Origin of the sequence: Pseudarthrobacter sp. lyk4-40-TYG-27 (assembly GCF_030209295.1) — a bacterium.
Classification (GTDB): Bacteria; Actinomycetota; Actinomycetes; order Actinomycetales; family Micrococcaceae; genus Arthrobacter.
The window spans coordinates 49274-72586 of sequence record NZ_JARVSH010000008.1; the positions used below are offsets into that span (position 1 = coordinate 49274).

General features: G+C 68.8%; 17 protein-coding genes. 4 read left to right on the forward strand and 13 right to left on the reverse strand.

The window, feature by feature from the left end:
* Positions 1 to 269 precede the first annotated feature (269 nt).
* From QRM96_RS15835 to QRM96_RS15875, 9 genes are all read right to left on the reverse strand, one after another.
* Complete coding sequence (locus QRM96_RS15835) at positions 270 to 3104, reverse strand: ATP-binding cassette domain-containing protein (RefSeq protein ID WP_285320222.1); 2835 nt, start codon at positions 3102 to 3104, stop codon at positions 270 to 272.
* Entirely contained in the window at positions 3101 to 3658 is a 558-nt protein-coding gene (locus tag QRM96_RS15840; RefSeq protein ID WP_051083402.1) for a hypothetical protein, read from the reverse strand. The genes QRM96_RS15835 and QRM96_RS15840 overlap by 4 nt, the downstream gene beginning before the upstream one ends.
* 149 nt (positions 3659 to 3807) lie before the next feature.
* Positions 3808 to 5382 carry an APC family permease gene (locus QRM96_RS15845; RefSeq protein WP_285320299.1) on the reverse strand — a complete coding sequence of 525 codons (1575 nt, stop codon included), beginning with the start codon at positions 5380 to 5382 and terminating at the stop codon, positions 3808 to 3810.
* 145 nt (positions 5383 to 5527) lie between these two features.
* Entirely contained in the window at positions 5528 to 7183 is a 1656-nt protein-coding gene (locus tag QRM96_RS15850) for a GMC family oxidoreductase (RefSeq protein WP_285320223.1), read from the reverse strand.
* Positions 7184 to 8722, reverse strand: coding sequence for an aldehyde dehydrogenase family protein (locus QRM96_RS15855; RefSeq protein ID WP_285320224.1), 1539 nt, complete (start codon positions 8720 to 8722; stop codon positions 7184 to 7186).
* Positions 8723 to 8822: 100 nt separating this feature from the next.
* Positions 8823 to 9449: a TetR/AcrR family transcriptional regulator gene (locus QRM96_RS15860; protein ID WP_285320225.1), complete on the reverse strand. Its 627-nt coding sequence runs from the start codon at positions 9447 to 9449 to the stop codon at positions 8823 to 8825.
* Between the two features lie 125 nt (positions 9450 to 9574).
* Entirely contained in the window at positions 9575 to 10555 is a 981-nt protein-coding gene (locus QRM96_RS15865) for an ABC transporter substrate-binding protein (RefSeq protein ID WP_285320226.1), read from the reverse strand.
* Between the two features lie 253 nt (positions 10556 to 10808).
* Positions 10809 to 11507: a type 1 glutamine amidotransferase domain-containing protein gene (locus tag QRM96_RS15870; RefSeq protein ID WP_285320227.1), complete on the reverse strand. Its 699-nt coding sequence runs from the start codon at positions 11505 to 11507 to the stop codon at positions 10809 to 10811.
* 24 nt (positions 11508 to 11531) lie between these two features.
* A complete protein-coding gene (locus QRM96_RS15875; protein WP_285320228.1) occupies positions 11532 to 12404 on the reverse strand; it encodes an aldo/keto reductase in 873 nt (290 codons plus the stop codon).
* Positions 12405 to 12546: 142 nt separating this feature from the next.
* On the opposite strand from QRM96_RS15875, the gene QRM96_RS15880 reads away from it, so the two are divergent.
* The 3 genes from QRM96_RS15880 to QRM96_RS15890 all read left to right on the forward strand — a co-directional run bounded on the left by QRM96_RS15880 (position 12547) and on the right by QRM96_RS15890 (position 17914).
* The gene (locus tag QRM96_RS15880; RefSeq protein WP_018760701.1) at positions 12547 to 13542 is read left to right on the forward strand and encodes an LLM class flavin-dependent oxidoreductase; all 996 of its coding nucleotides are present in this window, start codon (positions 12547 to 12549) and stop codon (positions 13540 to 13542) included.
* A 209-nt stretch (positions 13543 to 13751) separates the two neighbouring features.
* Positions 13752 to 16382 (forward strand): trehalase-like domain-containing protein, encoded by a 2631-nt coding sequence (locus QRM96_RS15885; RefSeq protein WP_285320229.1) that lies wholly within the window; start codon positions 13752 to 13754, stop codon positions 16380 to 16382.
* Between the two features lie 65 nt (positions 16383 to 16447).
* Positions 16448 to 17914, forward strand: coding sequence for an MFS transporter (locus tag QRM96_RS15890; RefSeq protein ID WP_018760703.1), 1467 nt, complete (start codon positions 16448 to 16450; stop codon positions 17912 to 17914).
* 47 nt (positions 17915 to 17961) lie between these two features.
* Here the strand turns inward: QRM96_RS15890 and QRM96_RS15895 are convergent, their stop codons facing one another.
* The 4 genes from QRM96_RS15895 to QRM96_RS15910 form a co-directional block, all read right to left on the reverse strand.
* Positions 17962 to 19095 carry an FAD-dependent oxidoreductase gene (locus QRM96_RS15895; RefSeq protein ID WP_285320230.1) on the reverse strand — a complete coding sequence of 378 codons (1134 nt, stop codon included), beginning with the start codon at positions 19093 to 19095 and terminating at the stop codon, positions 17962 to 17964.
* 34 nt (positions 19096 to 19129) lie between these two features.
* Positions 19130 to 20056: an AEC family transporter gene (locus QRM96_RS15900; protein ID WP_026264346.1), complete on the reverse strand. Its 927-nt coding sequence runs from the start codon at positions 20054 to 20056 to the stop codon at positions 19130 to 19132.
* 53 nt (positions 20057 to 20109) lie between these two features.
* Complete coding sequence (panD, locus tag QRM96_RS15905; RefSeq protein ID WP_285320231.1) at positions 20110 to 20535, reverse strand: aspartate 1-decarboxylase; 426 nt, start codon at positions 20533 to 20535, stop codon at positions 20110 to 20112.
* Positions 20536 to 20613: 78 nt separating this feature from the next.
* Positions 20614 to 21528: a LysR substrate-binding domain-containing protein gene (locus QRM96_RS15910; RefSeq protein WP_018760707.1), complete on the reverse strand. Its 915-nt coding sequence runs from the start codon at positions 21526 to 21528 to the stop codon at positions 20614 to 20616.
* A gap of 166 nt (positions 21529 to 21694) precedes the next feature.
* Between QRM96_RS15910 and QRM96_RS15915 the strand changes: the two genes are divergently transcribed.
* A complete protein-coding gene (locus QRM96_RS15915; RefSeq protein ID WP_018760708.1) occupies positions 21695 to 23143 on the forward strand; it encodes an amino acid permease in 1449 nt (482 codons plus the stop codon).
* Positions 23144 to 23313: the final 170 nt, after the last annotated feature.

The window sequence follows — 23313 nt, forward strand, 5'->3', positions numbered from 1 at the left end:
GTGGGCGGCCACGGCGGCCCGGGGAATGGGCGGGCGTATGCTGCGGGGCAGGAAATCAGTGCAGGGGAAGGAAAGCCGTGGATCGGCATCGGGCTCCGGGTGGTTTCAGCGGATGAAGCGCTGAACTTGCCGGCCCTTGGGGCATCAGGGAAGTGTCAGCGCGCGGACTGCGTCGCGAAACCTGGAATGCCCGTCAAAACACTGCCTAACACTGGGGAACAGAGGACAACAGTGTCACAAATTCGTTGGCTGGAGGCAACCTTCCTGCATCACGGTGTGAGCTGGCGCCGGTCCCGCACCTGCGGTGACGGCACACTGGCGGCCCGGCCGTCCGCGCCGGAAGCGGCGCCGGCCACCGGCTTCACCCGGCGGAGCGAGGCCAGGACGGCGCGCCCCACCACGGCGATGCCGATGACGGTGGTGACGGCGCGCAGGGTGTCCCAGCCCGCCGTCGACGTCAGCAGTGAGTAGAGCAGGAAGCTGCTGAGGTTGGTGCCCAGCGGTCCGCCCGGAACATAGGAAATCCCGGTGCCGCTGCCCACGGCGAAGGGCCAGAACCACAGGTTGAGCAGCAGGCCGAACACATAGGACGCCACCACGCCGTACCCGGCAAGCATCCACAGCTCTGCCCTGCCGCGCACCCGGCGGGGGAGCAGCCCGGCTCCCGCACCCACCCAGGCGCAGGCGAACATCTGAAACGGTGTCCACGGCCCGATTCCGCCCCACAGCACGCTGGAGACGGCGATGGTGGCGGCGCCGAGGAGCAGGCCAAACCGCGGACCGAACGCCCGGCCCGCCAGGACCAGCAGGATGAACACGGCCTCCACGCCGCCGACGCCGGTACTCGCCACCCGGACCGCGGAACCTACCGCGGCGAGAACGCCGAGCAGCGCCACGGTGTGTGCCGAGCGGACCGTGCCGTCCAGGGACACCACGACGGCGGCCGCCGCCAGGGGTGCGATGGCCAGGGCAGCGTACGGGGTGGCCGCAGCGGCATCCTGCGGCAGTGCCGCGGCCAGCAGCGGCCAGCAGAACGCCGCCAACGCCAGCAGGTTTGCTGCCGCCAGGACGGCCAGCTCGGCGCCCCGCGGCATTCGAGGGCGGCGGGCCGGCATCGCGGCAGGCAGGTCAGGCCGGCGCCCGGCGGCCCGGGCCGAGGCCACGGGTAGTGCCGCGGGAACGGCAGCTTCTGTTGTCACGGCTGTCACGGCGGCCGGCGCCACCCCGTCCCGCATCGGCAGGACCCGGGCCCCAAGCCGGTGCGCAAACTCGAGATCGTGGGTGGCGAACAGGACCGCGGCGCCGTCATCCGCGGCCGCCCGCAACGCCGCCGCCACCGCCGTCCGCGCCGCGGGATCCAGCCCACGGGTGGGCTCGTCAATCAGGAGCACCTGCGGCCGGTCCATGGTCTGCAACGTCATGGCAAGGATCCTGCGCTCGCCGGCGGACAGGTCCCGGGGATGCTCATGCCCGATCGGCATGCTGGCGTTGCCCCGCAGGAGGGCCAGCCGGGACGCCGCAAAGCCAAGCTCCGCAGGCTGGCCCGGCTTTCCCCGCGCCAGGCGCCGCTCCGCCGCCCGCAACTCGGCGGCGACGGTGTCCCTGGTGAAGAGGTCGTCCGAGGCGTCCGGCACCAACGCCACCCGGCCGCCGTCGTCCGTCCTTGCACCGCTGGTCCCCTCACCGAGGGCCAGCGCCACCAGGAGGGAGGACTTCCCGGCACCGTTCGGGCCCACCAGCGCCACAATCTCGCCGGGGTGCAGGGCCAGGGAAGCCTCCCGCACGAGGGGCGTGCCGCCGCGGTGCACGGCCAGGTTTACGGCCGCCAGCACGGGCGCGGAGGCCGGCGGCGCCGTGGCCGGACCAACAAAGGGACGCAGGGGCGCGGGCGTTGGGGCCGTACCCGCCACCAGCGCGCCGCCCTCAAGGGTCCACCAGGAATCGGCGACGGGGACAAGCGCTTCCGCACGGTGCTCCGCCACGATCACGCACACCCCGGAGTGGTGCGCAAGGCTGCCGAGCACGGCGGTCACGCGGGCCTTGGCAGTGGAATCCAGGTCGGCCAGCGGCTCGTCCACCAGGAGCAGGACGGGATGGTCCACGACGGCGGCCGCGATGGCCACCAGCGTTGCCTCACCCGCCGAGAGGGTGCTGAGATCCCGATCCAGCAGCGCCGAAACCCCAACCCGCTCCGCCACCTCCAGCACCCGGGCTTTGGCGGCCGGCCGGGCCACGCCACGCAGTTCCAGGGCCAGGCCGATCTCGTCCCGGACCCTTGTGCTGGCAAAGGCGGCGCGGGGATTCTGCAGGACCACGCCGATCAGGCGCGCGGTGTCCCGCGGCGGTACTGCAGCGCGGTCAACGCCGGCCACCTGCACCATGCCGGTGATGTCCCCGCCGTCGACGTGGGAGAGCAACCCCGCGATGCCGCGCAGGACGGTGGACTTGCCGGACCCCGTAGGCCCGGTGATCACGGTGAGGGATCCGCCGGCGGGCGCGAACCCGGCCGCGTGCACCTGCGCCCCGCCCACCCGGAACAGCGCGTCCCGGACCACCAGAGGAGCATCGCTTCCGGAGGCCGGTGGCGGTACGGGCCGGCCAGCGAAGCCGCGCAGCTCCAGGGCCGCCGCAATCCGGCCGGCATGTTCGAGGGTCCGCTCCAGGACGGGCACCAAGGCCCGCGGCCCGAAGCGTTCGCCACGCAACCGGAAGGCCAGGCGAACGGACCCCGCGGCGTCGGCAAGTGCCGGAAGCGCCGCCCACGCCACCACCACCATCCGGGCCACACCCTGCAGCGGGCCGCCCCGGGCCAGCCGGACGAATCCGCGGGACACATCCACCCACGCATTGAGCAGGCCGAAGCCCAGGATCAGCCCGGCAATGGGCAGCGCGGACAGGACCGCAGCCCACAGCCCCGGGGCGGTGACCGGGCCCAGGAACACCACGTGGGCGTACGGAGCCGGAAGCCGCAGCGGCGGCAGGGCCAGCAGGAGCGGCTCCCCAATACCCGCCCCGTTAAAGAGGACCCGGTAGAGGACCCGCGCCGCAATGAACACAGCAGCGAGAACCGCTGCTGCGCGCAACGGCGCGGGCCGGAAGGTCATGCCGCGGGTGCAGCCGGTTCGTTGTCCACGGTGTAGAGCAGTTCAAGGCTCTCGCCGGGGCTGAGCTTGAGGGTGTCCAGGCCTTCCTGCGCGTAGGCCCATGCGCCGGCGGCGGGCTTCACCCAGAGGGCCCAATAAGAGACAGTGTTTTTGTCATCGCACGCTTCGCGGGTGCTGCCGCCCTTGTGCTTGATGTCGAAGTCCGCAGCGGGCACGCCGTTGACGCGGCACGCGAAGCTCGTGGGGTACTTGGCGGTGCCCTCGATCTTCACGTTGGCCTTGGCCAGCACGTCCGATGCCGGAGTGGGTCCGTCCGCGGGCACGCAGGCGGAGGTGTCGGCGGCGGACTGCTTCAGGGAGGCGGAGTCCACCACTACCTTCACCCCGGTGCAGGGCCCGGCGGAGGCAGAGGCGCTCGCCGATGCCGAGGTGGAAGCGGATGCGGAGGGAGCGGACTGGGTGGCGGCCGGCGTGGAGCAGGCGGCAAGGGTCAGCAGGAGGCCGGCGGCGGCGAGGGAGCTCGCGGCGGCGGTGCGGGTCTTAGTCAATGTCACCTGTCAAGGGTAGGGCGTGCCGGGCCGGGAACCGGAGGCGGTCGCCTTGTGTGACGCAACGTCTCGGCCCGGCGCGCACCCGGCCCCGCGCAACGGCCGACGACGGCACCCGGGTGGGCGCCGTCGTCGGCCGTACTGTTTAAGTGCTGTTAGCTTTCGGTTGCCAGGACCGCGTTGGCCGGCACCGCGTCCTCCGGCGCGTCGTACCGCGGGTCATTGGACGACGGATGGGCGGCAACGGACGCAGCATGCTCGGCCAGCACCCCGGTCTGGTGGCGGATCTTCAGCCGGTAGAGCAGGGTCCCGCCAACCACCACCGCGGCCACGAACATCACGCCGCCCCACTGCAGGTACCACTCGAACGGCGGCACCGAGTTGTAGATCTCCGGGCGCGGCCACACCAGGTTCACTGTCATGGCGGCACCCCACAGGACGGCCAGGATGTTCACCGGAACCCCCCACTTGCCCAGGCAGAACCCTGGCTCGGAACCGTCCTCGGCCAGCGGCCATTTCTTCAGGAACCGTTTGCGGAGCAGGGGAACCGTCACCAGGAGGTAGGAGAGGTAGATCAGGACGATGCTGATGCTGGACAGGATGGTGAAGATGGCAGGCTGCGTGACGTTGACCAGGAGCGGCAGGACGGCCAGGACGCCAATGACGATCGCCGCGACCGTGGGGGTCCTGCGGACGGGATCCACCTTGCTGAGCTGCCGGCTGAACGGCAGGTTGTTGTCCCGTGCCATGGCGAACATCATCCGGATGGCGGCGGCGTGGACGGCCAGGGTGCACACCACCACGGCCACCACGATGCAGGCCAGGAAGGCCTTGCCGAACGGGCCGCCCAGGACGGAGAGCACGATGTGCTGCAGGCCGCCGTCGGGAGACCCCACCTGCGGGTCGGTGAGGTCCGGTGCGGCCAGGATGCCGAACAGCAGGATCCCGCCGCCCAGCAGGAACGATGCCGTGACGGCGCGCAGGATGGCCTTGGGAGCGGTCTTCTTGGGGTCCTTGGTTTCCTCGCCGAGGGAGCTGGCGGTGTCGAAGCCGTACATGACGTAGCCGGAAGCCATGGCGCCGATCAGGAAGACGCCGAAGAAGCCAAGGTCGTGGCCTTCGCCGAAGCCGTTGGTCTGGAAGAAAACCTCAGGGCCGCGCACCACATGCCAGCCCAGGGCCAGGATCAGCAGCACGGCGGCCACCAGTTCCACGAACACGCCGATGCTGTTGATCCGGGTCATCAGCTTCACGCCGAACGCGTTGATCAGGGTGGAGATGGTGATCATGATGGTGGCCAGCACCACGCCGTTCATGGCGAAGTCGTACGGGCCGGTGCCGTCACCGACGAACTGGAAGCCGGACCAGAGCTGCGGCAGTGTGATCTGCAGGGCCAGCGCCACCGAGCCCAAGGCCATGATGGAGGAGAGCAGCAGCAGCCAGCCGGCCAGCCAGGACGAGGTCCCCGACGCGAGCCGCTTGGCCCAGTTGTACACGGAACCGGCCACCGGGTAGCGGCCGGCCAGTTCGGCGAAGCACAGGGCCACCATCAGCTGGCCGACGAACACGATGGGCCAGGACCAGGCGTACGCCGGGCCGGCCATGGAAAAACCGAAATAGAACAGTTGGAAAACACCGGTGAGGATGGAGATGTAGCTGACACCTGCGGCGAAGCTGGCAAATTTGCCGATGCTCCGGTCAAGGGTCTGGGTGTAGCCGAATTCGTCCATGCCGCTTGAATCAATACTCTTGCTGGGTTCCACTATGGACTCCTGGATCAGAAAGCACGATTGGACCGGCCGCCCTGGGGTGCGGCGGAATGACGTTGGCGGGGGCCGTTGCCGTTGGGGAGACGGCCCCCTGAGGTCCTGCCGCTCAGGCGAGGGACGTGGTGAGCTCCTTCTCTTCCATGGCCTCTTCGGCCGTGCGGTCCGCGGCCGTTTGGGCGGCCCGGATCAGATCGGCGCAGCGCTCGCCGATCATCATCACGGTGATGTTGGGGTTGACGGTGACGTGTTCGGGCATGACGGACGCATCGGCCACGCGGAGGCCCGTGACGCCCTTGACCCGCAGCTCGGGGTCCAGCGGCGACATGTCGTCGTCGGCTGCGCCCATGCGGACGGTGCCCACCGGGTGGTACACGGTGTTGTGGGTCTTGCGGATGTAGTCCTGCAGCTCCTCGTCCGTCTGCGCCTCGATGCCGGGCGAGAGTTCGCGGCCGGTCCACTCCGCCATGGCAGGCTGGGCCGCGATTTCGCGGGCCTTGCGGATGCCGGCCACCATGACGCGCATGTCGTGGCCGTCAGGGTCCGTGAAGTAGCGGGGGTCCACCATGGGCTTGTCGCGGAAGTCGCGGCTGCGCAGCCGCACGGTGCCGCGGGAGCGTGCGTGGGTGACGTTGGGGGTGAGGCTGAAGCCGTTTTCCGTGGTGGGGTAGCCGTGCCGCAGCGTGTTCATGTCGAACGGAACCGAACCGTAGTGCATCATCAGGTCGGGGCGGTCCAGGCCGTCCTCGGTGGGGGTGAAGATGCCGATCTCCCACCACTGCGTGGAGGTCTGCACCATGGGCTGCCTGGCCTCGAACTGCACCACGCCTTCAGGGTGGTCCTGCAGGTTCTCGCCGACGCCGGGGGAGTCCACGACGACGTCGATGCCGTGCTGGGCCAGGTGCGCTGCCGGGCCGATGCCGGAGAGCATGAGCAGCTTGGGGGAGTCGATGGCGCCGGTGGACACAATGACTTCCCGGTGGGCGTTGAGCCGGTGGGTGCGGCCGAACGCCCTGTCCACCACGTCGACGCCGGTGCAGCGCTTGTCCGCGTCGAACACCAGCTGGCGGGCGCGCAGGCCGGTCAGCAGGGTGAAGTTGGGCCGGTCCACGATGGGGTGGATGTAGGAGACGGAGCTGGAGGAACGGGTGCCGTCCGCGCGCCGGTTGATCTGGAAGAAACCCGCTCCGTTGACCACGGTGGTGCCCGTGTTGAACTTCGCGCGGGGGATGCCGGCCTGCTCACAGGCGTCCAAAAGCGCGACGCCGGCAGGATCCGCCGGGGGAACGTTCATCAGGTGCACGGGGCCGGAGTCCCCGTGGTGCGGTGCGTCCGGGCCGGCGTCCTCGTTGGTCTCCAGCCGCTGGTACAGCGGCCATGCGTTGGCGGCGTTCCAGCCGGTGGCGCCGTACTTGGACTCCCACTCGTCCAGGTCCTCGCGCGGTGCCCAGAAGGCGATGCAGGAGTTGTGGCTGGAACACCCGCCCATGACCTTGGCGCGGGCGTGGCGCATGAAGGAGTTGCCGTTTTCCTGCGGTTCGATGGGGTAGTCCCAGTCGTAGCCGGATTCCAGCAGTTCCATCCAGCGGTCCAGCTGCAGGATCTCCGGGATATTGCGGTCGTCCGGACCGGCCTCCACGAGGGCCACGTTCACGTCCGGATCCTCGCTCAGCCGGGCGGCGACGGCGGCGCCGGCAGATCCGCCGCCGATGACGACGTAGTCGAACCCGCGGTCGGTGAGGTCCTCAATGTTGTCGTAGTGCATCTAGTTCTCCTTGCCGTGGTCAGCGAACCAGCCGGTGACCTGGGGGCTGGTGTTCTGGTAGATGTGCTTGGCTTCCTGGTACTCGGCCAGGCCGGTGGGGCCCAGCTCGCGGCCCACGCCGGACTGGCCGAAGCCGCCCCACTCGGCCTGCGGGAGGTAGGGGTGGTAGTCGTTGATCCAGATGGTGCCGTGCCGCAGCCGGGCGGCGACGCGCTGCGCCTTTCCGGCGTCCTGGGTCCACACCGCGCCGGCCAGCCCGTAGATAGTGTCGTTGGCGGTGGCCACGGCCTCGTCCTCGGTGCGGAACGTCTCGACCGTGACCACGGGGCCGAATGCCTCGTCGGTGACCACGGACATGCCGCGCTGCACCTGGTCCAGGATGGTGGGCTGATAGTAGAACCCGGCGTCGTACTTCCCTCCGGAAGGTGCCGCGCCGCCGGTCCGGAGCCGGGCGCCTTCCGCGATGCCGCGCTGGACGTAGGCGCTGACTTTGTCCCGGTGGGCCGCGGAAATCAGGGGGCCGGTTTCGGCGTCGTCGTCGAACGGGCCGCCGAGCCGGATCTCCCGGGCACGGCGCACCAGCTCGTCCACGAAGCGTTCAGCGATGGATTCCTCCACCACCAGCCGCGCCCCGGCGGAGCAGACCTGCCCGGAGTGGACGAAGGCGCCGTTCAGGGCATTGTCCACGGCGGCGTCGAAGTCCGCGTCCGCGAAAATGACGTTGGGGTTCTTGCCGCCCAGCTCCAGGGCCACTTTCTTGACGGTGCCCGCGGCCGCCGCCGCGATCCGCTTGCCCGTTTCCAGGCCGCCGGTGAAGGAGACGAGGTCGACGTCGGGATGTTCCGAGAGCGGGGCGCCCGCCTCAGCGCCGGCCCCGGTGACGAGGTTGGCGACACCGTCCGGCAGGCCGAGGTCCTGCAGCAGCTGCATGGCCAGGATGGCAGTGGACGGGGTCAGCTCGGAGGGTTTGAGGACGAAGGTGCACCCGGCGGCCAGTGCGGGCGCAATCTTCCACGCCGCCTGGAGCAGGGGGTAGTTCCACGGGGTGATAAGGGCGCAGACGCCCACGGGTTCGTAGGCGATCCTGCTGACCACGGCGGCATCCCCGGCGTCGACAATCCGGCCCGCCTGCTGCCCGGCCAGCCTGCCGAAGTACTCGAAGCAGGCGGCGACGTCGTCCATGTCGATCCGGCTTTCGACCATCCGCTTGCCGGTGTCCAGGGACTCGGCGCGGGCGAATTTTTCCCGGCGTTCGCGGAGTCCGGCGGCCACCTTCAACAGGAAGGTTCCGCGCTCCGGGGCGGGAACCGAGGACCAAACGCCGGCATCGAAGGCGGCGCGTGCCGCCGCAATGGCCCGTTCGGCGTCTTCCCGGCCGGCTTCGGTGACCGTGGCGACCAGTTCGCCGTCGGCCGGGTTGCGGATTTCGCGGACAGCGCCGGATGCGGCCGGTTCCCACGCGCCGTTGATGAACAGAGTGGCTGCTGCCTCGGGTGCAGTGCTTTGGGCGGCTTCCCGCGCTGGTGTGGCGTAAGTCATAGGAAGGACAGTAGTGCACCTTGAACGAGTGTTCAATACTTTTCTTGAACACTCGTTCAATGTGACTGAAGGAGCTGCCGGCGTGTCCGCGGCCAGCCTTTCAGTGCGGGCGGGGTTCCGCGCTCCCCGTGCTGTCGTCATGGACGGGAGCGAACGCGATCTGCTCCGTCCGCTCGATGCTCCGCTGGATGGCGGCTGCGTCGACGCCGAGCAGCGCCGTCAGCCACATGCCGTTCTGGATCACCACGATGTCCGCGGCCCGGTCCCGGCAGGCCGCCCAGGACAGTGCGGGCTGGGCGGCGGACACCAGCGCGGCGACACCGTCGATGTAGCGGTCAAAGGCCTTCGCGTTGATCTGGGCGTAATCCTCGTCGGCCTGGGCCAGGGCCCACAGGTGCAGGCGGAGGGACAGGTAGCGGGTGGTCAGCAGCTCCTTGCCCGCCACCCGCCGCAACGCCTTGCGGAGTTGCTCGTCCGGGGGCAGCGACGGGTCCGGCGCGACCAGCAGGAGGTCGTGCTCGTCCACGCGCCGCAGGGCGGCCCGGATCAGCGTGGTTTTGTCATCGTAGTAATAGTTCACCAGGCCCAGCGCCACGCCTGCTTCGCGGGCCACGGACCGCATGCTCACCCCGGCGATGCCATGCCGGGACAGCAGGTCCATCGCCGCCTCGAGGATGCGCGATTGCCTGTCCACCTGTTCGCCGGAGTTCACGGCATTCGTCCCCATCTGGCCAGACTATTGCCTCGCGGCGCGGAGCGCACTTTCCCGGATACCCGCCAAACAGAAGAATCCCCGCCGGGCGCAAGCGGCATGCTCACAACCCGGCGGGGATCCATTCGTCGGCGGGCCGCCTACTTCTTGGGCAGGCCCGCCGGGTTCAGCTCGGACTTCTGGATCGCCTCGGAAGAGAGGCCCCAGCGGTCCAGGATCCTGGCGTAGGTGCCGTCGTCAATCAGGTGGTTCAGCGCTGCCTGCGCGGCAACCGCCAGGCCGTTGCCCTTCTTGGTGGTGAAGGCGATCTGCGCGGTCAGCGGCCAGCCGCCGTTCAGCGTGCCCACCTGCTTGGTCTTGCCGTCCTGCGCGGACTTGTACGCCGCGGCGGCGTTGGGTCCGAAGGTCAGGTCCGCACGTCCGGACTGGAGGGCCAGGCTTGAGGCGGAATCGTCGTCGTAATACTGGAACTGGACCGGCGCCAGGCCGTTCTTCTTGTTCTCCTCGTCCCAGCGCACCAGGATCGCTTCCTGGTTGGTGCCCGAGCCCACGATGATCCGCTTGCCCGCCACGTCCTTGGCTTCCTTGACCTCCCCGATGCCGGAGTCGCTCTTGGCGTAGAAGCCCAGCAGGTCGTTGCGGTAGGTGGCGAAGTCGAACTTTTCCTTGCGCGCCTCGGTGACGGTCACGTTGGACAGCACGGCCTCGTACTTGGACGATTCGATGCCCAGCGGCCAGTCCGCCCAGGCGACGGGCAGGACCTCGACGTCCAGTCCCAGGGCCCCGCCCACGGCGTAGGCGATGTCCACCTCGCTGCCGATCAGGGTCTTGTTGTCCGTGGCGAACAGGCTCAGCGGCGCCGCGCCGCCCGTGGTCACTACGGTGAGCTTGCCGTCGGCCTTGACCGCCTCAGGCACCAGGGCCGCCGCGGCGGCGTCCTTGCTCACCGGGAAGCGGTCCTGCTGCGGCGACAGGTTGAAGGTCCTGCCCGCGGCGCTGGCGGTTGATGACGACGACGGTGCTGTCGCCGCCGAGGCGCCCGGATCGGCGCAGGCGGACAGCCCCAGCAGTGCTGCGACGGTGAGCGCCACGACGGCGGACGGCGTGGATTTGATGGCCAATGGTTCCTCCTTGGAGGTGGGTGGGGATGCGGCGGAATGTTCGCGTTGCAGCAACTATCCGGCAGCCCCGCCAGGGGAACCAAAGCCCGCGAAACCCGGAGATACAGGGCGTAACGGCGGTTAACCGGAGGACCGCGGCGGTCACATTACGGGCCGCTCCCGGACGCCGCGGCACGCACCATCGAGGTGCCCGCGGCACGCAAAAGGGGGACCGGCGAACCGGTCCCCCTTGCCCTGCGCTGCCAGCCGGGCGTTAGCTGAGCGCGGCCAGGACTTCCTTGGCCACGTCCTCGCTGGACTGCGGGTTCTGCCCGCTGATGAGGTTGCCGTCCCGCACCACGTGGGAGGACCAGGCGGCCCCGTTCTCCACCACGGCGCCCTTGTCCTTGAGCGCGTCCTCCACCAGCCACGGGGTGTTCTCGCCGGTGCCGCCGCCGAGTTCTTCCTCGTTGGTGAAGACCGTCAGGCGCCGGCCCTTGAAAGCGAACCCGCCGTCGTCGTCCGTTGCACTGAGCAGCCCGGCCGGGCCGTGGCAGAACGGCGCAATGACCTTCCCGTCCTTGTTGGCTGCCACCAGCAGGCGGCCCAGGTCGGCGTCCTTGAACAGGTCGGCCATGGGGCCGTGGCCGCCGGGCATCACCACGGCGTCATAGCCGTTGATGTCGACGTCGGCGAGGACCAGCGGGTGCGCCAGCTCGCCGTCGATCTTGGCCAGGTAGTCGCGGAAGCCCTGCGCACGGTCCTCGCCGCCGGCCGATTCGGGGGCAAGGCTCACCTGGTCCACCGTTGGCTTCCTGCCGCCGGGGGTGGCGATGTGGACGGTGTTGCCGGCATCGGTCAAGGTCTGGTGGGAGACCACCAGCTCCTCCGCCCAGTAGCCGGTGGGGTGTTCGCTGCCGTCCTTCATGGTGAGGGAATCGGCGGCCGAGACGACCATCAGGATGTTTGCCATGGTGTTTCTCCTGTCGTTGGGTTTCTACTTGCCGGCGGCTTCGAGCTCGGCGTACGTCTCATCGTCGAGCGTGAGGCCGGCGGCGGCCAGGTTTTCTTCGAGGTGGGCCACGGAACCGGTGCCGGGGATGGGCATCATCACCGGGGAACGGCGCAGCAGCCAGGCGAGGGCCACCTGGGAGGTGGTGGCGCCGAGGCGCTTGGCGGCTTCATCGAGCGGTCCGCCCGGCTTGGCGAGCTCGCCCGCGGAAATGGGCGCCCACGGGATGAACCCGATGCCGTTCTCCTCCGAGTACCGCAGCACGTCCTCCGAGGACCGGTCGGTCAGGTTGTAGCGGTTCTGGACCGTGGAGACGGTGAAGTGCTTTCCGGCTGCCTCCAGCTCCGCCACGCTCACCTGCGACAGGCCCAGGGCGCGGACCTTGCCCTCGTCCTGGAGCTCACGCAGCACACCGAACTGCTCCTCGGCGTCCACCTTGGGGTCGATCCTGTGCAGCTGCAGCAGGTCCAGGGTGTCCACCTTCAGCTTCCGCAGGCTCAGTTCCGTCTGCTGGCGCAGGTATTCAGGACGCCCCACCGGGATCCACTTGTTGGGCCCGGTGCGGGTGAAGCCCACCTTGGTGGCCACCTTCAGGCCCTCCTTGTACGGGTGCAGGGCCTCCGCGATGATTTCCTCGCTGATGTTGGGGCCGTAGGAGTCGGCGGTGTCGATGAAATCCACGCCGAGCTCGACGGCGCGGCGCACCACGGCCACGGCGGCGGCGCGGTCTGCGGGCTCACCCCACACCCCGTCGCCGACGATGCGCATGGCGCCAAACCCGAGCCGGTGCACGGTTCCCAGGTCCTTGAGGTCGATCGTTGCGGACAGTTCCAGCTGCTTCGTTGAATCTTGGCTCATAGGGGCGGCAACATCATCAGCGTGCTGAGTATTCCGCAACTCACAGAAATAAGCCGGGGCCCGCCGTCGTTATGCATCAAGTGCCCGCCGCCATCCGGGGGCACGCCCCACGAAACGTTTTTTTGAAAGGCCGGCACCTGACGTGACTCTTCCCCTCTCCATCCTTGACCTGGCAACCATCGGCAAAGGCCAGACGGCGGCGGAGAGCTTCGCGGGCAGCGTGGCCATGGCGCAGAGCGCGGAGAAGCTCGGATACCGGCGGGTCTGGTACGCGGAGCACCACAACATGTCCTCCATCGCCTCCTCCGCCACCAGCGTATTGATCGCGCACGTGGCCGCCCACACCGAAAGCATCCGGCTGGGCGCCGGCGGCATCATGCTGCCCAACCACTCGCCGCTGACCATCGCGGAGCAGTTCGGAACCCTGGAAACCCTTCACCCCGGCCGGATCGACCTGGGCCTGGGGCGGGCACCGGGCAGTGACCAGAACACCATGCGCGCCCTGCGCCGGGACCCGATGTCCGCGGACAGCTTCCCGCAGGACGTCCTGGAACTGCAGGGCTACCTAACCGGCCCCACCCGCATCCAGGGCGTCGAAGCCACCCCTGGCAAGGGAACCAACGTCCCGCTGTACATCCTGGGCTCCTCCCTGTTCGGCGCCCGCCTGGCCGCGCAGCTGGGCCTCCCGTACGCCTTTGCCTCGCATTTTGCCCCCGCCGCCCTGCGGGATGCCGTGGCCATTTACCGCCGCGAGTTCAAGCCCTCCGCGCAGCTGGACGCGCCGCACGTGATCGCCGGCGTCAACGTGATCGCCGCCGACTCCGCCGCCGAGGCCCAGGCCATGTTCCAGGCCACCAAGCGCGCCCGCGTCTCGCTGTTCTTCGGCGGCGGCCGGGAGTTCACCGACGACGAGGCGGACATGGTCCTGGACTCCCCGCAAGGACAGCATGTGGCCCAGATGATGCGCTACTCCGCCGTGGGCACCCCGGACGCCGTGGTGGACTACCTGGCAGATTTCGGCAAGCACGCCGACGCCGACGAACTCATCGTGGCGCACCAGAGCACCGGCACCGAGGCGCGGCTGCGCTCCGTCGAGCTGCTGGCCGAGGCCGCCGGACTGGCCCGGGTGGGCGCCTGAGGTTTCGCCGGGCACGATGCCCGAAGGTCCTGTCCGCTGCTTTTACACGGACGCAATGAAAGCGACTCCCCGGGGAAACCCCCGCGGCTGAAGATGGGTACTGCCCCGTCAGGGATTGCTGGGATTTCCGGGCGGGGCACCAACCGGTAGTCCGCAGGCGATCCAGCGGCTGAGTTCCCGGCCTGGTTCTGCCTTGAAGGGGTACCTGGATGCCTACGCCGTTGAACCAAAGCGTGGCGGAATCCGCGCTGCTCACCCGCTCGCTCCCGTTGGACATGCTCCGCGCCTTCATCCAGTCCGATGCCGCGGACAACGGGCTCACCCCCGCGTTGCTGGCCGAACTCAAGGTGCTTGCCCGGGTTCCGTCCCTGCTGGTGGCCTGCAACTACGGCGGGACGCTCTGCGAGGCTGAGGGCATCTCCACGGAGATCCTGCCCCTGGGCAACGCGGCGATCGCCCTCCGCGCCCTGGCGGCCCTGCCGAACACGCATGCAGCGATTATTTCCGGCCGGTCCCTGCGCGACCTGGCGGCGGTGTCCCGGCTGCCCGTGGAGGTCCACCTGATCGGGTCGCACGGTGCGGAGACGGACATGGGCTTCGCACATGCCCAGAGCCTGGCCACCGAATCCGTCCTGCTCAAGGTCAACGCCGCGCTCAACGAGGCCGTGGGCTTCCAGGAGGGCATCTGGATCGAACGCAAGCCCGTGGCCGTTTCCGTCCACACCCGGCCCGCGCCGCCGGAGGTGGTGGAATCGGTCACGGAAACCGCCCGGGAAATCGCCCGCCTCCATGGCTTGTTCTTCATCGTGGACGGGTCCGTGCTGGACCTCTCCGTGGTGGAACCGTCCAAGGCGGAGGCACTGGAAAGCCTCCGCTCCCGGCTCGGCGCCAGCGCCGCCATGTTCGCCGGTGACGCCTACAGCGACGAACTGGCCATCGCCACCCTCCGCGGTCCGGACCTGGGGCTGCGGGTCGGGCCCGGGGAGACCGCCGCCGCACACCGCGCCCGCGACCCCGAAGCCTTCGCCCGCGTCCTGGCCCTCCTTTTCGAACTGCGCCGGGCCTGGCTGTTCGGTGAGGACGCCGTCGGCCTGGAACGGCACTCGATGATCGGCAACGGCTCCTCCACCGCGCTGTTGACCCCGGACGCGAAGATCTGCTGGATGAGCCACCCGCTGCCGGACTCCGGATCCCTGTTTGCCCATATCCTGGGCGGCGACGCCGCCGGCCACTTTTCCGTGGAACCGGTCAAAGCCTCCCAGGTGCTGGGCCAGCGCTATGTGGACAGCACCATGATCGTCGAAACCCGGTGGGCGGACGTGACGGTAACCGACTACCTGGAGCCCGCCCCGGACGGCATCACCAGCCTGGTGCGGGTGCTCTCCGGCCACGGCGCCGCGAGGATCACCTTCGCGCCCAGGCCGGACTATGCCAACGCCCCGTTCAGCATGGAATCGCGCGGAGAGGAACTGCATGTGGTGGGGACGTCGGATCCCATCATCCTGTTCGCGCCGGGGGTGAGCTTCAGCATCGCCTCGGACGGCATCCACGCCACGGCCACGGCGTCGGTGAACCTGCAGGACGGCCCCGTGGTGTTGAACCTGCGCTGTGGCGATACCGATCCGCAGCCTGCGGATCCCGACGGTGAGACGGAGCGCCGGGCCGGGGTGGCCCTGCAATCGCGCCAGTGGGTGCAGGACCTCGCCCTGCCCTCCGTCAAGCCTTCCCTGGTGCGGCGTTCAGCCCTGGTGCTCCGCGCCCTGGTCCACGAGCCCACGGGCGCCGTCCTCGCCGCACCCACCACGTCCCTGCCCGAGGGCATCGGCGGGACACGGAACTGGGACTACCGCTACTGCTGGCTGCGCGACGGCTCCATGACGGTCAACGCGCTCGTGGACCTGGGCTCCACCGCCGAGGCCGCGGGTTTCCTGGACTGGCTGGGCCGCATCCTCGAACACGCACCCGGCCCCGAATGGCTGCACCCCCTGTACTCGGTGACCGGCGCACCGCTCTCCACGGAAGCCGTCGTCGACAGCCTGCCGGGCTACGCGGGATCCCGCCCGGTGCGGATCGGCAACGCGGCGGACCACCAGGTCCAGCTGGACGTTTTCGGGCCGGTTGCCGAACTGATCCATGCGCTGAGCGGGCGGGAGGGGTCGCTGGAGGACGCCCACTGGGAGCTGATGGTGCAGATGGCATCGGCCGTCCTGGCCCGCTGGCACGAACCGGACCACGGGATCTGGGAAGCCCGGCGCGCGGCCCGCCACCACGTCTACTCGAAGGTGATGTGCTGGGTCACCCTGGACCGGGCCCTGCGGACAGCGGCCCGCCACGGCCGCCGGCCTGATCCGGCATGGGCGCCGGCGGCGGCAACCATCCGCGACGAGGTCCTGCGCGAGGGCTGGGACGAATCGGCCAGGTCCTACACCGTGGCCTACGACAGCCCGGACCTCGACGCCGCCGTCCTGCACATCGGCCTCTCGGGCCTGCTGGACGTCACGGACCAGCGCTTCCTGGACACCGTCACCGCCGTCGAACGCGAACTCAGGGTGGGTCCCACCGTGTTCCGTTACCGGTACGACGACGGCCTGCCGGGCCTGGAGGGCGGGTTCCACATCTGCACCACGTGGCTGATCGAGGCCTACGTGGCCGTGGGCCGCATCGACGAGGCCTGGGACCTGTTCGACCAGTTGGTGAACCTCTTCGGGCCCACCGGACTGCTCCCGGAGGAATACGATCCCGGCACCGAAACCCACCTCGGCAACCACCCGCAGGCATACTCGCACCTGGGCTTCATCCGCTGCGCCCGGCTCCTGGACGCACACCAGGGCAGGCGGTAGTCCGCTTCCGTCGTGGGTACCTAGAGTGGAGGTAGCAGGGACCCGAAAAGACTGAAACGAGACTGATGATGACTGCCCGCGCCCAGGGAGTGGGGTTCCGTTCTGAGCGGGGCCCGATTCTCATCGCCTTGATGCTGTCCACCGGACTGGTGGCCATCGACTCCACCATCGTCGCCACCGCCGTACCGTCGATCGTCCGCGATGTGGGCGGGTTCTCCTCCTTCCCCTGGCTCTTCTCCGCCTACCTGCTGGCCCAGGCGGTCTCGGTGCCCATCTACGGCAAGCTGTCCGACATGACCGGCCGCAAGCCCATCATCCTCACCGGCATTGGGCTGTTCCTGCTTGGCTCGGTCCTCTGCGGCCTGGCATGGAGCATGCCCTCCCTGATTGCCTTCCGGGCCCTGCAGGGACTCGGCGCCGGGGCGGTGCTGCCGGTGTCCGTGACCATCGCCGGCGACATCTACACCCTGCAGGAACGCGCCAAGGTCCAGGGCTACCTGGCCAGCGTGTGGGCGGTCTCCTCGGTGGTGGGCCCCAGCCTGGGCGGCATCTTCTCCGCACTGGGTATCTGGCGCGGCATCTTCCTGGTCAACGTTCCGCTATGCCTGCTGGCCGGCTGGATGCTGGTCCGCACCCTGCACGAGGACGTGGAACGGGCCAAGCACAAGGTGGATTTTGCCGGTGCCGTGCTGCTGGCGGGATCCCTGGGCCTGTTGATCCTCGGCGCCCTCCAAGGCGGCCAGGCGTGGGCGTGGAACTCGCCCATCAGCATTGGCGTGTTCGCGGTGGGTGCCGTGCTGCTGGTCGCGTTCCTCCTGGTGGAGCGGCGTGCGGCGGAGCCCATCCTGCCTTCCTGGGTGGTGTCGCGCCGCCTGCTGGCCACCACCACCCTGGTGTCCTTCGGGGTCGGGTCCGTCATGATCGGCCTGACCTCCTACGTGCCCACCTACCTGGAGGGTGCGCTGTCCTCCTCGCCGCTGGTGGCCGGCCTGGCGCTCGCCGCGCTGACCCTCGGCTGGCCCCTCAGTGCCTCGCAGGCCGGCAAGTTCTACCTGCGGATCGGCTTCAAATCCACGGCCCTGATCGGCATCGCCATTTCCGTGGCGGGCCTGCTGATCCTGTCGCTGACTGCCTCCTCGCCCAACGTGGCGCTGATCGCCATCAGCTGCTTCGTCGTCGGGCTCGGCCTGGGCCTGCTGGCCACGCCAACCCTGATCGCCGCCCAGTCCAGCGTCCCCTGGCACGAACGCGGCGTGGTGACCAGCACCAACATGTTTGCCCGGTCCATCGGCAGCGCCCTGGGCGTGGCCGTCTTCGGCGCCGTGGCCAATGCCATCTACGGCGGCAGCAGCGGCGGCGATACCGACCCCGCCACGGTGGTGGCCGCGTCCGGAGCCGTGTTCCTGGCGGCACTGGTGGCCGGGCTGCTTACCGTGGCAGCGGTCCTGGCCATGCCGGCAGTGAAGGCTGACGATGCCGGAAAGGCCGACGGGCAGCCGGTCCCCAGCAGCGCCGAGGGCAGCGCCACCTAGCGTAAACCCGCGGCTGGCGGGGTGCCGCGGCCAGTTGGAAGCCGCGGCTAGCGGGATGCCCGGAAGATGGCAGGTGCGTCCCGCGTCCCGGTGGCAAGGTCCGCGAGGATCCGGCCGATCACGGGCGTGAACTTGAAGCCGTGGCCGGAGAACCCTGCGCCAATCACCACCGGGCCCACCCGGTCCAGGACGAAATCCTCATCCGGGGTGGTGGTGTAGGTGCAGCTGATGGCCTCGAACTGCTCGGGGTCGACGCCGGGCAGCCAGTCCCGCGCGTACGCCTGCAGGGCGGCGAGCTGGGCCGGCTCCGGCAGGAAATCCCGGTGGTCCGGATCCACCACGGGCCCAACACCGTGCCAGCCGGCCTTGATGCCTTCACCGGGGGTCTGCATGCCGTACACGGGGGAGTACCAGCCCTGGTAGTCCGGGCCCGGGTAGTGGTTGAACCCCGGCCACACCGCCCCGTCGTCTGCCACCCGGAAATGCGCCGGCTGCTCCTGCGTGACCCGCAAGGTCGGGATCCGCATGGCCGCCGCGTCGTTCCCGGCAGCGGAGGCCAGCAGCTTCTCCGTCCAGCCGCCCGCGGTCACCACGGCCTGGGCTGCGGTGACCACCTCTGTGCCTCCGGCGGATTCGAGCGTCAGCCGCACGCCGTCGTCGAACACCTTGAAGTCCACCACCTTGGTGTGGTGCCGGATCTCGGCGCCCCGGGCCGCCGCCAGCTGCTGGAACACCGGAAGCGCGGCCTCCGGATTGAGCTGCCCGCCGTCGGGCATGTGCAGCACCTGCCGGTCGAAGCGGATGCCGCGCCACCGCTCACCGGCTTCCGCCGGCGCCAGGAACTCGGCGCGGATCCCGGCCGAACCCAGCGCCGCGGCCACCTGCCGCGGATCGAAGCCGGGCCCGTGGTTGACGATGCCCGTACGCGCCAGCAACCGGACGCCGCCCTCCTGCTCCAGCTCCTCCCACAGCGACAAGCCCTCGGCCAGCATGGCCACGTAGTCCGGCTGGTGGTACCCCGGATTCAGGTTCCGGGTGGCGCCGTGCGACGCGCCAATCGTATGCCCGGGGCCAAACTGCTCCACCAGCGTCACCTGGCGGCCGCGGCGGGAGAGCGCCCAGGCGGCCGCGGAGCCCATGGCGCCGCCGCCGATCACCACGGTGTCAAGATTGGTATTCATCAGCCCTCCAAGCTGGGGTGGTGCGGTCAAGAAACTAGGCCAACAGGAGCGCGACGCCGATCATCGCCGGCACGGCCACCACCGTGGTGATCAGCACGGTATCCTTCGCCACGGTGAGCCCGGTCTGGTAGCGGCTGGCGGCAACGAAGACGTTCTGGGCTGTGGGCAGCGCCGAGGTGACCACCACCGCGAAGAGGGCATGGCCGTCCATTCCCAGCACGAAGCGGGCGAAAACGTACGCAAGGGCCGGCTGGACGGCGAGCTTAAAGCCACTCGCCAGCAGGGTGTCCACGCGGCGCCCGGCGGAGGCCTGCAAGGGGCGGGTACCGTTCAGGCTCATCCCGAACGCGATCAGCATGGCGGGAATCGCGGCGCCGCCGATCAGGTGGATGGGTTCCATCACCAGCGCCGGGACCTGGAAACCGGTACCGGCCACCACCAGGCCCAGGGCGGAGCCGACGATCATCGGGTTCCGCAGGATCATGAGCACGAACCGCAGGGGAGTGGTGCGGTGGGCGCTGGTGCTTGAATCGAGGACCATGAGGAACATGGGAGTGAAGAACGCCAGCTGGAAGATCAACAAGGGTGCCACGTAGCTGGCGTCCCCCAGGACATATACCGCAATGGGAATACCCAGGTTGGCCGAGTTCGCCAGCGAAGCGGACATGGCGGACATCAATGATTCCGGCAGGGCCCGCTTCAGCCAGAACCGCGCGATCAGGAAAAAGATCGACGCGGTGGTGATTGCGGCCACCGCCGTCACCAGCAGCGGCTGGGCAAAGACTTCATGGAGCCGTGCCTTGCTCAGCGTTTCAAAGAGCAGCGCCGGGCTTGCCACGAAGAAAGTCAGTCCGCTCAGCACCGGCCGGGCGTTCTCGCCGAGGATCTTTTGCCGGCCCACGAACCATCCCACCAGGATGATGCACCAGACCACGAAGAATCCTGCCAGGACCCCTAGCACGGGATCCCTCCGCGGCCGCGGCGGGAGCGTCTACCGGACTTCACGCTCCGGGTTCAGAGGGTGGCGTTGTTCAGCGCGAACGGCGGACGCATCGTGCCGGCGGTGAGGCCCTCGGCGGGGTCGTTGCCCAGCTGGATGATCCGGTTCCCCTGGTCCACGTGGACCACCCGGGGCTCGTACCCCTTCGCTTCCTCGGTGGTCATCTGGGCGTAGGTAATCAGGATGACAATGTCGTTCTCGTGCATGAGGTGCGCCGCTGCACCGTTGATGCCGATCACGCCGGAGCCACGTTCACCGGCGATGGTGTACGTCTCCAGCCGTGCCCCGTTGGTGACGTCCACGATGGACACCAGCTCGCCGGGAAGGATGTCCGCAGCCTCGAGCAGGTCAAGGTCAACGGTGACCGAACCGACGTAGTGCAGGTCGGCGTGCGTGACGGTGGCCCGGTGGATTTTGGACTTGAACATTGTTCGATTCATAACGGATCCAGTCTAGACCTGTGCTCCGTTGCCCGCAGTGACGCAGGAAACACATTGGTCACGGACGACGGCGGCCGGTCACCCGGCGTCGTTCCCCGCCACGGCTGCGGCGGCTGCGGCGAGCGTCTCGCGGGCCGCAAGGATTGCCGGGCGCTGGACGCTGGAGCGGCGGACCGAGGTGAAGATGGTGCGGTGCGGCGTGCCGGGAAGCTCCAGGAGCTGCGCTGTGGTGCCGCGGCCGGTCCACACCAGGTCCGGCATCAGCGCCACCGCGTTGCCGGACTCGATCAGGCGGGCCTGGGCCTGCAGGTCAGCGGTTTCAAAGCGGACATCGGGCTCGAACCCGGCACTGCGGCAGGCCTGCTCCGCCCAGTGCCGGGACGCGGCACCCCGCGGTTCCATGACCCAGGCAAGGTCCGCGGTGTCCGCCAGCGACCGGATGGCCGGGCCGTCGTCGGACGCCGGGGGAACCGCAAGCCGGATGGCGTCGGTGGTCAGCTTAACCCGGTCCAGCTCGGGGTAGCGCGGGGCGGCGTGGCCCGGGTATTGCTCCGCGATCACCAGGTCGAAGTCCCGCGCCCACGTCTCGTGCAGTGCCGTTTCGGGCTCCCGCTGGATCATCTCGATCCGCACCTCGGGGTAGGCGGCGGCCATGCGCGTCAGGGTGTCCGGCATCAGCGCCAGCGCGGCCGACTGGAAGACCGCAATCCGCACCGTGCCGGTCACCGTGGTCAGGGATGCGGCCAGGTCCGCCTCGGCTTGTTCCATGGTTTCGAGCAGTTGCGCGGTGTGCGCCACGAGCACCTCGGCCTGGGGCGTGAGCTGCACCCGGCGGCCGGTTTTGCGGAGCAATTCGACGCCGACTTCCTTCTCCAGGAGCGCGAGCTGCTGCGAGACGGACGACGGGCTGTACTGGAGCGCCTCCGCCACCTCCGCGAGCGTTCCGCGGATGCTCAATTCACGCAGGAGCCGCAGCCGGCGGACGTCAAGCATAGCGGATTCCTAACTGAAACTAACGAATATTGGTTAGAAGGATTCACTTTATCTAATGCAAGCGCCCACGCATACTGTTGGAACCGAGTTACCCCCGTCACAGCCATCCCCTGGCGTGCCGCGGCGGGGTCGCACCCCACAGCAGGAGTTCCTGATGAGTAGAGACATGACCCAGTCGATCATGCGGCGCAAGCCCATCGACGACATCGAAGAAGAAAGCAAACACAGCGGCCTTTTCAAGTCCCTCGGGCTGTGGCAGCTCACCGCCATCGGTGTTGGCGGCATTATCGGCGTCGGCATCTTCTCCCTCGCGGGACTGGTGGCGGCCGGCAGCGACGGAACTCCCGGGGTGGGGCCCGCGGTGCTGATCTCGTTCCTGATCGCAGGCCTCGCCTCAGCGGCCGCCGCCCTCTCCTACGCGGAATTCGCGGGCATGATCCCGCGTGCCGGTTCCGCCTACACCTATGGCTACGTAGCGCTCGGCGAGGTGATCGGCTGGTTCATCGGCTGGGACCTACTGCTGGAATACATTGCCATCGTCGCCGTGGTGGCCATCGGCATCTCCGGCTACCTTGACGCCTTCCTCGCCGGCATCGGCATCCACCTGCCGGCCGCCGTAACCTCCACCTTTGACGAAGGCAAGGGCGGCATCGTCAACATTCCCGCCATCCTGGTCTGCCTCCTGGTCACCTGGATCCTCTCCCGCGGCACCAAGGCGTTCGGCCGGTTTGAACTCGTGGCGGTGGGCATCAAGGTGGTCCTGATCCTCTTCATCATCGGGCTGGGCGTCTTCTACATCGACACCAACAACTACAACCCGTTCATGCCCAGCGGCTTCGGCCCCGTGGTTGCCGGCTCCGCCACCGTCTTCTTCGCCGTGTTCGGCTACGACGCCATGAGCACCGCGGCCGAGGAAGCCAAGGACGGCAAAAAGCACATGCCCAAGGCCATCGTTCTCTCGCTCATCATTGCCATGCTGCTGTACGTTGCCGCCACGCTTGTCCTCACCGGCATGCAGAACTACAAGGACATCGACCCCAAGGCGGGCTTCGCCTCCGCGTTCACGTCCGTGGGGCTGCCGGTTATTGCCACCATCATTTCGGTGTTCGCCGTGCTGTCCATCCTCACCGTGATGCTCACCTTCCTGCTGGGCGTGACCCGCGTCTGGTTCTCCATGAGCCGCGACGGCCTGCTGCCGGGCTGGTTCGCCAAGACGGACCGCAACGGAACCCCCCAGCGCGTCACTTGGATCGGCGGCATCGCGTCCGCCTTCCTGGCCGGCGTCTTCCCCATCAAGGCGGTCGCGGACCTGACCAATATCGGCATCCTGGCCGCGTTCGTCGTCGTCTGCCTGTCCGTGATCATCTTCCGTTACAAGCGGCCGGACGCGCCCCGTACTTTCCGCCTGCCCCTGATGCCCGTGATCCCGGCCTTCGGCGTGCTCGCCTCGGCCTTCCTGATGCTGCAGCTGCACTGGGAAACCTGGCTGCGGTTCGTGGTGTGGCTCATCATCGGCCTGGTGATCTACTTCGGCTACGGACGCAAGCACTCGCTGATGAACCCCAACAGCCCGCGCCACCAGGAGCTCGCGGACACGCACCGCCCCTTGTCCTGACCCCTCCCGACGCCCGCTCACATCTGGCGGCGGTTCCTGAAACGCCCGCTCACATCTTGCAAGAACAGGGGACCCTCCTGCGCATCACGTGCAGGAGGGTTTCGCTGTTTAGTCGCAGAATGTGAGCGGGCGTTTGGAATTTATTCGCAGGATCTGAGCGGGGGTTGGGG

Coding starts and splice junctions, on each gene's coding strand:
- QRM96_RS15835 (WP_285320222.1), bottom strand. CDS start 3,104: ATGACCTTCCGGCCCGCGCCGTTGCGCGCAGCAGCGGTTCTCGCTGCT.
- QRM96_RS15845 (WP_285320299.1), bottom strand. CDS start 5,382: ATGGACGAATTCGGCTACACCCAGACCCTTGACCGGAGCATCGGCAAA.
- QRM96_RS15850 (WP_285320223.1), bottom strand. CDS start 7,183: ATGCACTACGACAACATTGAGGACCTCACCGACCGCGGGTTCGACTAC.
- QRM96_RS15855 (WP_285320224.1), bottom strand. CDS start 8,722: ATGACTTACGCCACACCAGCGCGGGAAGCCGCCCAAAGCACTGCACCC.
- QRM96_RS15860 (WP_285320225.1), bottom strand. CDS start 9,449: ATGGGGACGAATGCCGTGAACTCCGGCGAACAGGTGGACAGGCAATCG.
- QRM96_RS15870 (WP_285320227.1), bottom strand. CDS start 11,507: ATGGCAAACATCCTGATGGTCGTCTCGGCCGCCGATTCCCTCACCATG.
- QRM96_RS15875 (WP_285320228.1), bottom strand. CDS start 12,404: ATGAGCCAAGATTCAACGAAGCAGCTGGAACTGTCCGCAACGATCGAC.
- QRM96_RS15885 (WP_285320229.1), top strand. CDS start 13,752: ATGCCTACGCCGTTGAACCAAAGCGTGGCGGAATCCGCGCTGCTCACC.
- QRM96_RS15890 (WP_018760703.1), top strand. CDS start 16,448: ATGATGACTGCCCGCGCCCAGGGAGTGGGGTTCCGTTCTGAGCGGGGC.
- QRM96_RS15895 (WP_285320230.1), bottom strand. CDS start 19,095: ATGAATACCAATCTTGACACCGTGGTGATCGGCGGCGGCGCCATGGGC.
- panD (WP_285320231.1), bottom strand. CDS start 20,535: ATGAATCGAACAATGTTCAAGTCCAAAATCCACCGGGCCACCGTCACG.
- QRM96_RS15910 (WP_018760707.1), bottom strand. CDS start 21,528: ATGCTTGACGTCCGCCGGCTGCGGCTCCTGCGTGAATTGAGCATCCGC.
- QRM96_RS15915 (WP_018760708.1), top strand. CDS start 21,695: ATGACCCAGTCGATCATGCGGCGCAAGCCCATCGACGACATCGAAGAA.